This is a genomic window from Dactylosporangium sp. NPDC005555 (assembly GCF_040605635.1).
GTDB lineage: Bacteria > Actinomycetota > Actinomycetes > Mycobacteriales > Micromonosporaceae > Dactylosporangium.
The window spans coordinates 159,893-171,982 of sequence record NZ_JBEXDG010000012.1 but is presented as its reverse complement, the minus strand read 5'-3'; the positions used below and the strand labels follow the sequence as shown (position 1 = coordinate 171,982).

Genomic DNA, 12,090 nt, shown 5'->3' with positions numbered 1-12,090 from the left:
GACGTGAAACGGCCGAAACGGACCTGGAGGTTTCCTTGAAAACCCCCAGATCCGCCGGTTCGGGCCTACTGGATCACGAACGACGTGAAGTACACGTCCATGATCTCTTTCTCCTTGTCGACCGTGTACGCCTTCTCGATCTTGTCCTTGAGCTCCTTCTTCAGGCGCTCCCGCTCCGCGTTGGACATCAGCTCGGCCATGTCCATGTTGCTGTACAGGTCGATCGCGATGTCCAGGGCCTTACTGCCGTCCGGTGCCTCGGCGACCGCCGTGGTGGCCTGCAGGGACAGCCGCAGCTTCAGGAAGTGCCCGTCGGCCAGGTTGATCGTGATCGCGTCCAGCGGCACCACCACGCCCGGCTCGGGCTCCGGCTCCGCCGTGGCGGTGGACGGCTTGAACATGAAGTATCCGCCGCCACCGCCGCCGAGCAGTACCAACACGATCGCGATGATCATGATCAGCTTCTTCTTGCTCTTCCTGGGGGCTTCCTCGGTCTCCGCCGGCTTCTCTTCGCTCGCCATCCAGGGGCTCCTCAGCTGTTCTCGGAAGCCGAGGGCAGCAGCGCCCGGGTGTCGGCGGGAAGCGACGACAGGACGATGATCTCCACCCGCCGGTTGAGCGACGCCGCTCGCGGGTCGTTCGCCGGGTACAGCGGCTTGGTGTCGGCGTAGCCCGCCGCCAGCAGGCGGTTCTCGGCGATGCCGGCGTTGCTGTGCAGGTAGCGGACCACGGTCGAGGCGCGGGCGCTGGACAGCTCCCAGCCGCTCGGGTAGGCGCCGGTCGTCGCGGCCAGCTGGTTGGTGTGGCCGTCGACCTCGATCTTGTTCGGCAGGCCGGCGATGGCCGGGCCGATGCCCTTCATGATCTCCTGGCCGGCGGACAGCAGCTGCGCCTCACCGCCGTCGAACACGACCGCGCTGGTGACGACCGTGACGACCAGGCCGCGCTCGTCGACCGTGAACTTCACCGCGTCGCTGAGGCCGTCCTTCTTCAGGCTCTCCTCGATCTGCGACTTGATCTTCTCGAAGTTCGCGACCTCCTGCTGCGCGGCCTTCTGCTTGGCCGACGCCGACGCCCGCTCCTTGGCCGCCACGGCCTCCTGGACCGCCGTCGCGTCGCTGGTGGTGCCGCCGATGCCCGATGACATGTCCATCGGGGAGTCGCTGTCGGAGGACTCCATGAGCGAAGCCTCGCCGCCGTCGAACGCCACCGACGGGGACCCGAAGCCGACCGCCAGGCCGTTCTTGAGCTCGGCGAACTTCTTCTGGTCGACCTGGCTGATGGCGAACAGCACGATGAAGAGCACCATCAGCAGCGTCATCATGTCGGCGTAGCTGACCAGCCAGCGCTCGTGGTTCTCGTGCTCCTCGTCGTGCGCCGCGTGCTTCTTGCCCTTGGCGTGCATCCCCTGCTTGCCGCCCTTGGCAGCGTGTGCACCTCCGCTCATGCCGCCACCTCGCTACGCTCGCCGGCGCCACGAGGCTCCGAGGCGCGCTGTGACATGATTCGTTCGCTCCGCTCACTCATCAGGCGGCCTCCTTCTTGTCAGTGACGCTGCCGGGCGGCAGCAGGCTCCGAAGTTTCTGTGCGACCAGGCGGGGGTTGGCCCCGGCCTGGATATTGATGATGCCGGCGATCACGAGCTCCATCTGTGCGCATTCGAGCTCGGACAGCCGTTTCAACTTGGCTCCCATCGGCAGCCACATGACGTTGGCTGAGAGAACTCCCCAGAGCGTCGCCACGAAGGCGCCGGCGATGAGGTGACCGAGCTTGTCCGGCTGGCTCAGGTTCTCCAGTACGTGGATCAGGCCGATGACCGTGCCGATGATGCCGACCGTCGGCGCGTAGCCACCCATGGCGGTGAAGAACGACGCGGCCTGCTTGTCGGCCTTGCGTTTCGCGTCGACCTCGGCCTCGAGGATCGCCGCGAGCTCCTCGGAGTCCGTGCCGTCGATGGCGAGCTGCAGGCCCTTCTTGAGGAACGGATCCTGCACCTCCTTCATCGCGTCCTCCAGGGCCAGCAGACCCTCGCGGCGGGCCTTCTCGGCGAGCTTCACGATGTCGTCGACGAGCGCGTCGGCGGTCCCGACGCTGCCCAGCAGCACCCGCTTGAACGAGTCCGCGAGGGCGATCGTGTCCTTCAGCATGCCGCCGGCCATCGCCGCGCCGAGGGTGCCGAAGAAGACCAGGATCAGCGGGGGCAACAGGAAGATGGAGCCGGGGCTGCCGCCTTCGAGGATCATCGAGACGAAGATCGCGATGAAGGCGAGCACGATCCCGACGATGGTTGCCGGATCCATGTGTCAGCGCTCCCGACGGTGGAGATGGACGACGTTGGTCTCCTTGACGCGCTCGCGGGCGTCCTCGGCACGTTCCGCCGAGGTCTGCCCGACGAGCTCCTGCGCGTCGACGACCACCTGCGCGCGGTACTGGCGGATCAGCGCCACCAGCTCCGGCAACGACTCGGCGATCAGGTACTTCGTGCCGTCGACCAGGGTCACGACGGTGTCAGGGGTGCAGTCGGCCCGCTCGACCAGGTCGGGGTTGAGGGCGAACACCGGGCCGTTGAGTCTGGTCAGCAGGATCATCGACGCGCTCCCGTCCTTGGTGGTAATGGGCCAGGCCCCTCCGTGGTGCCTTCGGATTTCACATCGGACCGTTCGGCCGACAGGTGAGGAGTTGACGGTTGCCGTGGAGGTGCTAAAACAAAGGCCCGCCACGAATGGCGGGCCTTTGCGAGCTGGATGTCCGGTTACCGCTTGAGGTTCACCAGCTCCTGCAGCACCTCGTCGGACGTGCTGATCACCTTGGAGTTCGCCTGGAAGCCGCGCTGGGCCACGATCAGGTTGGTGAACTCCTGCGCCAGGTCGACGTTGGACATCTCCACCTGACCGCTCTGCAACGTGCCGAGACCCACCGTCCCGGCGACGCCCACCTGCGCCAGACCCGAGTTCACCGTGAAGCGGTACAGCGAGTCGCCGACCTTCTCCAGGCCGGGCGGGTTGTTGAAGTTCGCGAGGGCGAGCTGCGCGACCGTCTGCTTGTTGCCGTTGGAGAACACGCCGACCAGCTGACCGTCGGGGTTGATGCTGAACGACTGCAGGGTCGCCGCCGGCGAGCCGTTCTGGCTCAGCGGGCTCACCGTCGTGTTGCCGGTGTACTCCGTCAGGCCCGCCAGGTCGACCTCGACGCCGATGCCGTCGCTGTCCGGGTCGTACAGCAGACCGATCTTCGTGTTGCCGTTGGAGTCCGTGTACGTCGGCGCGTTGATCTGCCCGTTCGGCAGGAACGTCAGGCTGGCGGGCGCCGAGGGTGTGGTGCCGTCGCTGACGACCACCTCCCACCCGCCGGCGGTCAGCGTGAACGTCGACGTCAGCATGACCACGTTGCCCTGCACGTCGTACGTCTTGATCGAACGCGGGATCGAGGTGTTCACCGGCGCGTCGGCCGGCAGGTTACCGGCGAGGACCATGTTGCGCGTGGCGTTCGGCGCGATCAGCGTGCCCATCGGGAGCCGGATGTCACCGATCGGCGCGTTGGTGTTGACCGAGCCGTTCACCGCCGGCCAGCCCTGCACCGCGGCGCCGGTCGGCGTGACCAGCTTGCCCTCGGCGTCGAAGTTGAACGCCCCGGCCCGCGTGTAGAGCATCTCGTCGACGGAGTTGACGATGAAGAACCCGTCACCGGAGATCATCACGTCGGTCGCCCGGCCGCTCGTCTGCGCCGACCCCTGCACGAAGCTGGTGTTGATCGCGCCGAGCCGGACACCCAGGCCGACCTGCGCCGGGTTCGTGCCGCCCTGCCCCTGCTGCGGCGCGCCCGCGGCCCGCATCATCTGGCTCAGCGTGTCCTCGAACACCACCTGCGACGACTTGAACCCCACGGTGTTGACGTTGGCGATGTTGTTGCTGGTGACATCCATCATCTGCTGATGTGCCCGCAGACCGCTGATGCCGGAGAAGAGTGAGCGGAGCATGAGGGAGGGGTCCTTTCAGGATGCCGGGTTGCGGACTTCCTTGACCGCACCGAGTGCGACATCCGTGTCGCCGACCCGCAGGGTGGGGCTGTTGCCCGAGAACGCCGCCGCGGTCACCACACCGGACTGCGCCTTGCCGTCCTTGTCGGTGTACGCGACGGTCTTGCCGATCAGGTTGCTCGCGCCGAGCTGGAGCTGGGCGGTGAGCAGGCTCTGCTCCATCGTCGCCAGATCGGACAGCTTCTCGACCGTGGTGAACTGCGCCGTCTGCGCCAGGAACTCCGAGTTGTCCATCGGCTTCATCGGGTCCTGATACTTCAGCTGCGCCACGAGCAGCTTCAGGAACGCGTCCTTGCCCAGGTCACCGCCGGGCTTCGCGGGCTCGTCCTTCTTCGTGCCGCCGGTTTTCGCGACATCGCCCGGCGCGTTCGTCTTCGGCACGTAGTCACTGACGTTGCCAGGGACCGGCTTCGGGACGTAGTCGCCGACGGTGCCGCTGACGGGCGTCGTCGGGGTGGTGATGGCGGAACCCCCTCCTAGATGCGCACGTCGACAGTGCTGTCCAGGCCGTCCGGGTCGCTGACCGGTTCGACCGGTTGCGGCTCGGGTGCCTGCTGTTGAGATCGACGCTGCGACTGCCAACCTGAGAACTGTTGCGACTGGTTGCCCGGCCGGTTCGCGTCCTGGTGCAGATCCAGCGAGCACTGGGAGAACCCGGCGTCGCGCAGGTCCTGCCGCAGGTCCGGCAGCGCCGCCTGCAACGCCGCCCGCGCCGCGTCACTGCCCGCCGCCAGCTGCACGGCGATCGTGCCGTCACGCACCTCCGCGACGATGCTGACCTGCCCCAGGTCCCCGGGGCTCAGCTGGATCGTCATCCGGTGGACCCCGTCGGGCCCCTTCCGCAGCGGCGTCAGCACCATCGCCACCTGCGCCACTTGCACTCCCAGGGGCGCCTGCGTCGGGGCCTGTGCCTGCGCCGGAGCCGACGGGGCCAGGACAGGCTGAGCCGTTTGCGGCAGCGGCGTCGGTACCGTCACCACCGGCCCGCCCGCAGCGTCCTCGACCGGTGCCGGCTGCCGGGTGTGGCCGCTCCTGCCGTCCGTGCCGCTCTGTCCACGCCCCTGCCCGTCGCCCGCGAGGGTGCTCTGGGCACTCTGCGCGGCCTGCTGCGCCACGACCTGCGGCACGCCACCCGTCCCGGCCGTCGGCTGCTCGGCGGCACCGGTGGCGGGCTCGGGCACTGCCGCGGTGGGCTGCGCGGTGGCGATCGCCGCGCCGAGCGGCACCGCGGCGGACTGGGGCAGCGGCTGCCGCGGGTCCACCTGGGTGCCGGACCCGGCCGGGTGCCGGCCGCCCGTCCGGACCTCGCCACCGGCCACGACCCGGCCCGCATCCGCGGCGACCGGCGCGGCGTTCGGGCTGCTCTGGCCGTCCACCTGGCCGGTGGCCGGCGCGGCCTGGCCCACGGCATGGGTGTGCGGGCTGCCCTGCGACCCGTAGGCGGCCTGGCTGACCTGCGGCCCCTGACCAGCGGCCTGGGCGAGCTGCGGAACCTGGTCGCCCTGCTGCTGCGGGGACGGCGCGGACGACGGCGGTGTGGTGACCACCGCCGGCACCGGAACCGCGGCGGGCGGACTCGCATCGGCCGGTTGCGCGGTGACCGCGGCCGGCGACGGGACGGCCGGCCGAGCGGTGGCCGGCGCGGTGGCCGGCGCCGCCGCGGGCACGACGGCCCGCGGGACCTCGGCCGGCTCCGGGCCGGTCCGCGGTGCCGTGCTCCGGACCGCGGTGCTCCGCAGCTCAGGTGTCTGGTCCGTGGCGGTCCGGCCCGCGACGGTCTGAGCCGTCGTGGTCTGGACCGCAGTGGCGGCGGCAGCGGTCACCGGCTCCGGGGTGGCGAGCCCTGCGCCCGGGAGCGGGTCGCTGGTCCACGCACCCAGCTCCGGCCGGACCTCCGCGGGCACCGCCGGCGCGGTCCGGGCGTCGGCCCGCACCTCGGGCGCCGTGCCGGGCCGCACCACCGCCACCGTGACCGCCGAGGGCCCGGCCTGCGCCGCCTGCCCGGCCTGCGCCGCCTGCCCGGCCTGCGCCGCCTGGACCGCCTGGACCGCCTGCGCCGCCTGGACCGCCTGGGGCGCGGCCTGGACCGCTGCCTGGGATACGGCCTGGGAAACGGGCTGAGGCGCGGCCTGGGACATGGGCTGGGATACGGGCTGGACCGCGACCTGGTCCACGACCTGGGGCGCTGCCTGGGATACGGGCTGGGATACGGGCTGGGATACGGGCTGGGATACGGGCTGGGATACGGGCTGGGGCGCGGTCTGGGAAGCGGCCCGGAGCAAGGCCTGGAGTGCGGCCTGGGAGGCGGGCTGCGGTTGGGACAGCGTCGCGGACCGTGGCGCGAGCTGGGGGATCACCGGCGGGGGCACCTCGGCCGCGACGAGCGGCACGGTCACCTCGGTCGTGGTGGCCCGGGCGGCGGCGGTCCTGAGCATCGCTTCCAGGGGCCGTTGGACGAGAGCCCCGGCGGTGGGCACATCGGTCCGCTGGCCGGTGGCCGGTCGCTTCGCCGGAGCGGGTTCGCTGTCCGTGCCCGGAGCCGCGCCCCGGACCGGCGCGGCGGTGGCGTCGTGCGGCTCCCGCGGGCGGTCCTGGTCCGGGTGTCGCACCACGGCATCGCGGCGCTGCTGGGCCGCGACGGTGGAGGCGAGGGTGTCCGACTCGGGGGCGCGGTCCCGCTCGTCCTGGACGCGCCGGTCCCGGACCGCAGGGCGCCGGTCCTGCACCCGGTCCTGCCTCCGGTCGTTAACCCGGTCCTGCACGCGGTCCTGCACGCGGTCCTGCACGCGGTCCTGCACGCGGTCCTGCACGCGGTCCTGCACGCGGTCGTTAACCCGGTCCTGCACCCGGTCCTGCGTCCGGTCCCAGCCGCGGTCCCTGTCGTAGGGCCTGTCGTGGGGCCTGTCGTGGGTGGTGTCTGGGTGACGGTCGCGGGCGGCCTTGGAGGAGCGGCCGCGGGTGACGGCGGCGGCCAGGGCGGCGGTGAACGCGTCCGACGGGCCGGTCGCGGGCGCCGGATCGGCGGACCTGGCGGTGCCCGGCGGGCGGGTCGCGTCGAGCGGGGCGGTCACGCGAAGCCCCTTCCCGCGAGCTGCTCCATGGCGGCCTTCACCTTCGGGACGTAGGCCTGGGTCTGTGCGAAGGGTGGGATGCCGCCGTACCGGCTGACCGCGCCGCCGCCCGCGTTGTAGGCGGCGAGGGCCAGGTCGATCGAGCCGAAGCGTTCGAGGTTGGCCGACAGCATCCGGGCCGCGCCGTCGACGGCCTGTGCCGGGTCGAGGGCGTTGACGCCGAGGCCGCGCGCCGTGGCCGGCATGATCTGCATGAGGCCCTGCGCGCCGGCGCTGCTGACGGCGGCGGGGTTGTAGCCGGACTCGACCTTGGCGACCGCGGCGAGGAGGGCGGGTGACAGGCCGTACTTCGCGCCCGCCCGCTGGAACAGGTCCGCGTACGGCACGCCGGTCAGCGCCGCGGGCCGCATCGTCGCTGACGCAGCCATCGACGCGGCAGGCGCCGACCCGGCCCGCGCCCCGGCCGCCGACATCGCCAGAGCCGCGGCCGACCCACCGCCCAGCGTGCCCGACCCACCGCCCAGCGCCCCGGCCAACGAGCCCGATGCGCCGCCCAGCATCCCTGCCAGGGAGCCTGACCCGCCGCCCAGGGCCCCGGCCAGAGAACCCGACCCGCCGCCAAGGGCACCGCCCGGACCGGCGGACCCGCCGGCCAGGCCGCCCGACAGCGCGCCGGTCAGGGCCGCCGCGGACAAGGCACCAGACAGCCCACCGGGCGAGCCACCCGGCAAGCCACCCGGCAAGGACGGGTCGAGGGACGTCGTGGGCACGATCCGGCGGATGGCGGACGGCGTCTCGTACACCTGCTGGATCTTCACCACGTCGCCGGTGTGCGGGGCGACGATCATCTTGTCGCCGCCGGCGTAGATGCCGATGTGGTCGACCGGGTTGCCGAAGGCGAGCAGGTCACCGGAGCGGGCGTGGGCCATGTCCGGCACCGCGGTGCCCTCGCGGGCCTGGTCCTCGGCGACGCGGGGCAGCTTGACGCCCAGGTCGGCGTAGACCCGCTGGACGAGGCCCGAGCAGTCCAGGCCGCTCTCCGGGTTCGTGCCGCCGAAGACGTACGGCGTGCCCAGGTACCGTTTCGCCGCGTCCACGACCGCGGTGCCCGTGACGGACCGGGAGCTGTCCAATGTGGACTGCAGGGTGGCGGCGAACGCGTCCCCGCCGCCGGTCGTCATGGGCGCGCCGAGCCCGATCCGGCTGCGGATCTCCGCTATGCGGGCCTGCGCCTCGTACACCGTCATGCCGCCGCCTCCACTGTGCTCCGGCGCCGGCCCGGCCCGGTGCCGATCCGCTGATGCCCGGCTCCCGCGCTGCGCCGCGGCCCGGTCATGTGTCCTCCCGGCGGTTGAAGGCGGCGGCGGTGGTGAGGTCGTCGACCGCCTTCGCCTCGGTCGCGGCGGCCGTCTGCTTGCGCGTCAGGTCGTGCCGCTCCTGGAGCTTCTCGATCGTGCGGCGCTGCACGGCCGCGTCGGTGAGGTCGTCGAGGCGTTCCTTGATGGTCTCGTCGGCGAGGGACGCGGCGCCGATCGCGGCCGACAGCGCGGTCGCCGTCGCCTGCCGGGCCATGAGGGTGGCGGCGAACGCCGCGGACGACGCGCCGTCGGGGACCCGCCGGCCGTCGAGGTCGCGTTCGCGGGCGTGGACGGTGGCGTGCGCCGACGCCGCCTCGCCGCGGGCCCGGACGACGGCCGCCTTCGCCGCGTCCTCCTGCGCCTTGCGGGCCCGCAGGACGGCGCCCAGCCGGAAACCGTTCTTCGCCATCAGGATCTCACCAGCGCATCCAGCATCGACCACGCCAGCGGGGCCGGGGTGGTGTCGTCCATGTCCTGCCGCAGGAAGTCGTTGATCTGCGGCCACAGTGCCCGGGCCCGGTCGGCGTCGGGGTTGGTGCCGCTGACGTACGCGCCGATCTCGACGAGCTCGCGCACGTCGCGGTGGGCGGCCAGCATCCGGCGCAGGGCGGTGGCGTCGGTGCGCTGCTCCCGGGTGGTGACCGCGCCCGCCACCCGGGAGATCGACTCCAGCACGTCGATGCTGGGGAAGTGCCCGGCCGTGGCGAGGCGCCGGTCGAGGGTGATGTGCCCGTCGAGGATCGAGCGGGCGGTGTCGGCGATCGGCTCGTTGTGGTCGTCGCCCTCGACGAGGACCGTGTACAGGCCGGTGATCGAGCCGGCGGGCGCCGGCCCGGCCCGCTCCAGCAGGCGCGGCAGCAGCGCGAACACGCTCGGCGGGTAGCCGCGGGTCGCGGGCGGCTCGCCGGCGGACAGGCCGACCTCGCGCTGCGCCATGGCGGTGCGGGTGAGGCTGTCCATGAGCAGCAGGACGTCCTGGGCGCCGTCGCGGAAGTACTCGGCGATCCGGGTGGCGACGAACCCGGCGCGCAACCGCACCAGCGGCGGCTGGTCGGAGGTCGCGATCACCACGACGGACCGGGCCAGGCCCTCGGGTCCGAGGTCGTTCTCGATGAACTCGCGGACCTCGCGCCCCCGCTCGCCGACCAGCCCGATGACGGAGATCTCCGCGTCGGTCCCGCGGGTGATCATCGACATCAGGCTGCTCTTGCCGACGCCGGAGCCGGCGAAGATGCCGATGCGCTGCCCGCGGCCGCACGGCACGAGCGTGTCGAGGGCGCGGACGCCGAGCGACAGCGGCTCCTGGACCCGGCCGCGGGCCAGGGCGTCGGGGGCGTCGTTCTCGACGGTGACGCGTTCCAGGCCGGTCAGCGGCGGCCCGCCGTCCATGGGGCGGCCGAGCCCGTCGAGGATGCGGCCGCGCAGCTGCGGGCCCACGGCGATCTGCAGCGGCGATCCGGTGCCGCGCACGGGGCTGCCGGTGCCGATGCCGGTGAGCGCGCCGAGGGGCAGGCACGCGAGCCGGTCGCCGTCGATGGAGACGACCTCGGCGGGGACCGTCGCGCTGTGTTCCCCGGGCTCCCCGATCTCGACGAGGTCTCCGACGCACCCGTCGACGCCGGCGACCGTGACGGACAGCCCGACGATCGAGACGACCCGGCCGGTGACCCGCGGGCCGGCGGCCCGGCGGGCGGCGGCGATGCGCTGCTGGAGCGACGACGTCACTGTTCGAGCACCTCCCGCACCCGGTCGAGGGCCGGCCCGAGCCGGGCGTCGACCTTCGTGGCGTCGCACAGTGCGAGAGCGTCACCCGGTCCGAGGCCCGGGTCGTCCACGAGGGACACCGTGCGGCCGTCCATGACCAGTTCCGTCTGTCCTATCGTCAGCCGGTCCGCCGGGTTGAGCCGGACCGTCACGGGACTTGTCCCCGGCACCAGCGCGAGGGCCCTGGCCAGGGCCTCCCGGCCGGGTTCGGTGGCGGTGCGCAGCTCCCGGCCGAGGACCGCCTCGGCGAGCGCGAACGCCGTCGCGACGATCTGGTCCTCGATGTCCTGCGCGGCCGGCACCACCCGGCGCTCCAGGCCGTCGGCGGCGGCGCCGATCGCCCGCAGGGTCGTGGCGATCCGGTGCCGGTGCGTCTCGGCGGCCTCCGCGGCATCGGCGGCGACGTGGGCGGCCTGTGCCTCCGCCCCGATCCGCGCCTCCTGCACGCCCTGCGCCCATCCGGCGGCGTAGCCGGCGGCCTCCGCGTCGGCGCGGACCTTCGCGACCAGCTCCGGCGGGTAGGTCTCCCGCTCGCGGAGGTCGACGTCGAAGCGGGCCTGCGGCGCGGCGCCCGCCCGGTCGTCGGTGAGGACGCTCTCGCCGTACCCGAGCGTCGCCGGGATCTGCGGCGGCGGGAACGCTCTGGTCGCCGGGGTCGGCGGTGGCGGGGGAGGGGGCGGGAACGCCGGCCTGGGCGTGCCCGCCTTCTTCGGCTTCGGCGGCGGGAAGGCCAGGGGGTGGTCGGCCGACGAACTCATCGTCGTCCCCTCGGCGGATCGTGATCTGCGCGGTTCTCAGCCCACGAACTCATCGTCGTCCCCTCGGCGGATCGTGATCTGCGCGGTTCTCAGCCCACGAACTCATCGTCATCTCCTCGGCGGATCGTGATCTGGCCCGACTCCTCCAGGGTGCGGATCGCCTGGACGATCTTCGCCTGCGACTCCTCGACGGTGCGCAGGCGGACCGGGCCGAGCATCTCGATCTCGTCGGCGAGGTTCTCCGCGGCGCGCTCCGACAGGTTCCGCATGACCTTCTGGCGGACCTCCTCGCGCACACCCTTGAGCGCGGTGGCGAGGTCGTTGGTCTCGACCTGCCGCAGGACGAGCTGGATGGAGCGGTCGTCGAGGGACACGATGTCCTCGAACATGAACATCTTCGAGCGGATCTCCTCGGCGAGCTCCGGGTTGCGGCCCGCGAGCCCCTCGAGGATCAGCCGCTCCGTCGCGCGGTCGGTCCGGTTGATGATCTCGACGAGCGGTTCGAGGCCACCGACGGCCGACAGGTCGCTCGGCTGCAGCACCGAGGACATCTTGCGCTCCAGGGTCGACTCGACCTTGCGGATGATGTCGGGCGAGGTGCGGTCCATGACGGCGATCCGGTGCGCGACGTCGGCCTGCAGCTCCGGGGCGAGCCCGCCGAGGATCTGCGACGCCTGCGTGGCCGTCATGTGCGCCAGGACCAGGGCGATCGTCTGCGGGTGCTCGTCCTGCAGGAACGACAGCAGCTGCCGCGGGTCGGCCTGCCCGAGGAAGCCGAACGGCACGTCCATGAAGACGGTGTTGAGCCGGCCGACGATCTCACCGGCCCGCTCCCGGCCCAGCGACGCCTCCAGCAGGTCCCGGGCGAAGTCGAGGCCGCCCTGTCCCACGTACCGGTGACCGGTCGCCATGTCGTGGAACTCCTCGAGCACCACGTCGGCGACGTCGCCCTCGACCTGCCCGAGCCGCATGATCTCGGCGGTGAGCTCCTCGACCTCGGACTCGCGAAGATGCGACATGATCTTCGCCGCGTCCTCCTTGCCCATCTGCACGAGCAGGATGGCGGCCTTGCGCAGGCCCGTCAGCTCACCCGTGGTCATCGA

The 12,090-nt window shown here is 72.2% G+C and carries 12 protein-coding genes; all 12 read right to left on the bottom strand.

Annotated features, from left to right (window positions below):
- Positions 1-65: 65 nt before the first annotated feature.
- The 12 genes from ABZS58_RS16655 to fliG all read right to left on the bottom strand — a co-directional run bounded on the left by ABZS58_RS16655 (position 66) and on the right by fliG (position 12,087).
- A complete protein-coding gene (locus ABZS58_RS16655) occupies positions 66-521 on the bottom strand; it encodes a flagellar basal body-associated FliL family protein (RefSeq protein ID WP_354782165.1) in 456 nt (151 codons plus the stop codon).
- An 11-nt stretch (positions 522-532) separates the two neighbouring features.
- Positions 533-1,447, bottom strand: a complete 915-nt coding sequence (locus ABZS58_RS16650; protein ID WP_354782163.1) for a flagellar motor protein MotB — start codon at positions 1,445-1,447, stop codon at positions 533-535.
- Between the two features lie 79 nt (positions 1,448-1,526).
- Complete coding sequence (locus ABZS58_RS16645; RefSeq protein WP_354782161.1) at positions 1,527-2,300, bottom strand: flagellar motor protein; 774 nt, start codon at positions 2,298-2,300, stop codon at positions 1,527-1,529.
- A gap of 3 nt (positions 2,301-2,303) precedes the next feature.
- A complete protein-coding gene (locus ABZS58_RS16640) occupies positions 2,304-2,588 on the bottom strand; it encodes a flagellar FlbD family protein (RefSeq protein WP_354782159.1) in 285 nt (94 codons plus the stop codon).
- 164 nt (positions 2,589-2,752) lie between these two features.
- Positions 2,753-3,976: a flagellar hook protein FlgE gene (locus tag ABZS58_RS16635; RefSeq protein WP_354782157.1), complete on the bottom strand. Its 1,224-nt coding sequence runs from the start codon at positions 3,974-3,976 to the stop codon at positions 2,753-2,755.
- Between the two features lie 15 nt (positions 3,977-3,991).
- Positions 3,992-4,417 carry a flagellar hook capping FlgD N-terminal domain-containing protein gene (locus ABZS58_RS16630; protein WP_354782155.1) on the bottom strand — a complete coding sequence of 142 codons (426 nt, stop codon included), beginning with the start codon at positions 4,415-4,417 and terminating at the stop codon, positions 3,992-3,994.
- A 95-nt stretch (positions 4,418-4,512) separates the two neighbouring features.
- Positions 4,513-7,107 (bottom strand): flagellar hook-length control protein FliK, encoded by a 2,595-nt coding sequence (locus ABZS58_RS16625; RefSeq protein ID WP_354782153.1) that lies wholly within the window; start codon positions 7,105-7,107, stop codon positions 4,513-4,515.
- A complete protein-coding gene (locus ABZS58_RS16620; RefSeq protein ID WP_354782151.1) occupies positions 7,104-8,354 on the bottom strand; it encodes a transglycosylase SLT domain-containing protein in 1,251 nt (416 codons plus the stop codon). Before ABZS58_RS16620 ends, ABZS58_RS16625 begins: the two co-directional genes overlap by 4 nt.
- An 85-nt stretch (positions 8,355-8,439) precedes the next feature.
- Positions 8,440-8,874, bottom strand: a complete 435-nt coding sequence (locus ABZS58_RS16615; protein WP_354782149.1) for a cell envelope biogenesis protein TolA — start codon at positions 8,872-8,874, stop codon at positions 8,440-8,442.
- Positions 8,874-10,190, bottom strand: coding sequence for a FliI/YscN family ATPase (locus ABZS58_RS16610; protein ID WP_354782147.1), 1,317 nt, complete (start codon positions 10,188-10,190; stop codon positions 8,874-8,876). The genes ABZS58_RS16615 and ABZS58_RS16610 overlap by 1 nt, the downstream gene beginning before the upstream one ends.
- Positions 10,187-10,987: a FliH/SctL family protein gene (locus ABZS58_RS16605; protein ID WP_354782145.1), complete on the bottom strand. Its 801-nt coding sequence runs from the start codon at positions 10,985-10,987 to the stop codon at positions 10,187-10,189. Before ABZS58_RS16605 ends, ABZS58_RS16610 begins: the two co-directional genes overlap by 4 nt.
- Before the next feature lie 89 nt (positions 10,988-11,076).
- A complete protein-coding gene (gene fliG, locus ABZS58_RS16600) occupies positions 11,077-12,087 on the bottom strand; it encodes a flagellar motor switch protein FliG (protein WP_354782143.1) in 1,011 nt (336 codons plus the stop codon).
- Between the last annotated feature and the right edge of the window lie 3 nt (positions 12,088-12,090).

Excerpts from the sequence above, each read along its gene's own strand:
- ABZS58_RS16655 (WP_354782165.1), bottom strand. The coding sequence starts at position 521 with ATGGCGAGCGAAGAGAAGCCGGCGGAGACCGAGGAAGCCCCCAGGAAG.
- ABZS58_RS16615 (WP_354782149.1), bottom strand. The coding sequence starts at position 8,874 with ATGGCGAAGAACGGTTTCCGGCTGGGCGCCGTCCTGCGGGCCCGCAAG.
- ABZS58_RS16645 (WP_354782161.1), bottom strand. The coding sequence starts at position 2,300 with ATGGATCCGGCAACCATCGTCGGGATCGTGCTCGCCTTCATCGCGATC.
- ABZS58_RS16650 (WP_354782163.1), bottom strand. The coding sequence starts at position 1,447 with ATGAGCGGAGGTGCACACGCTGCCAAGGGCGGCAAGCAGGGGATGCAC.
- ABZS58_RS16635 (WP_354782157.1), bottom strand. The coding sequence starts at position 3,976 with ATGCTCCGCTCACTCTTCTCCGGCATCAGCGGTCTGCGGGCACATCAG.
- ABZS58_RS16620 (WP_354782151.1), bottom strand. The coding sequence starts at position 8,354 with ATGACGGTGTACGAGGCGCAGGCCCGCATAGCGGAGATCCGCAGCCGG.
- ABZS58_RS16640 (WP_354782159.1), bottom strand. The coding sequence starts at position 2,588 with ATGATCCTGCTGACCAGACTCAACGGCCCGGTGTTCGCCCTCAACCCC.
- fliG (WP_354782143.1), bottom strand. The coding sequence starts at position 12,087 with ATGACCACGGGTGAGCTGACGGGCCTGCGCAAGGCCGCCATCCTGCTC.
- ABZS58_RS16605 (WP_354782145.1), bottom strand. The coding sequence starts at position 10,987 with ATGAGTTCGTCGGCCGACCACCCCCTGGCCTTCCCGCCGCCGAAGCCG.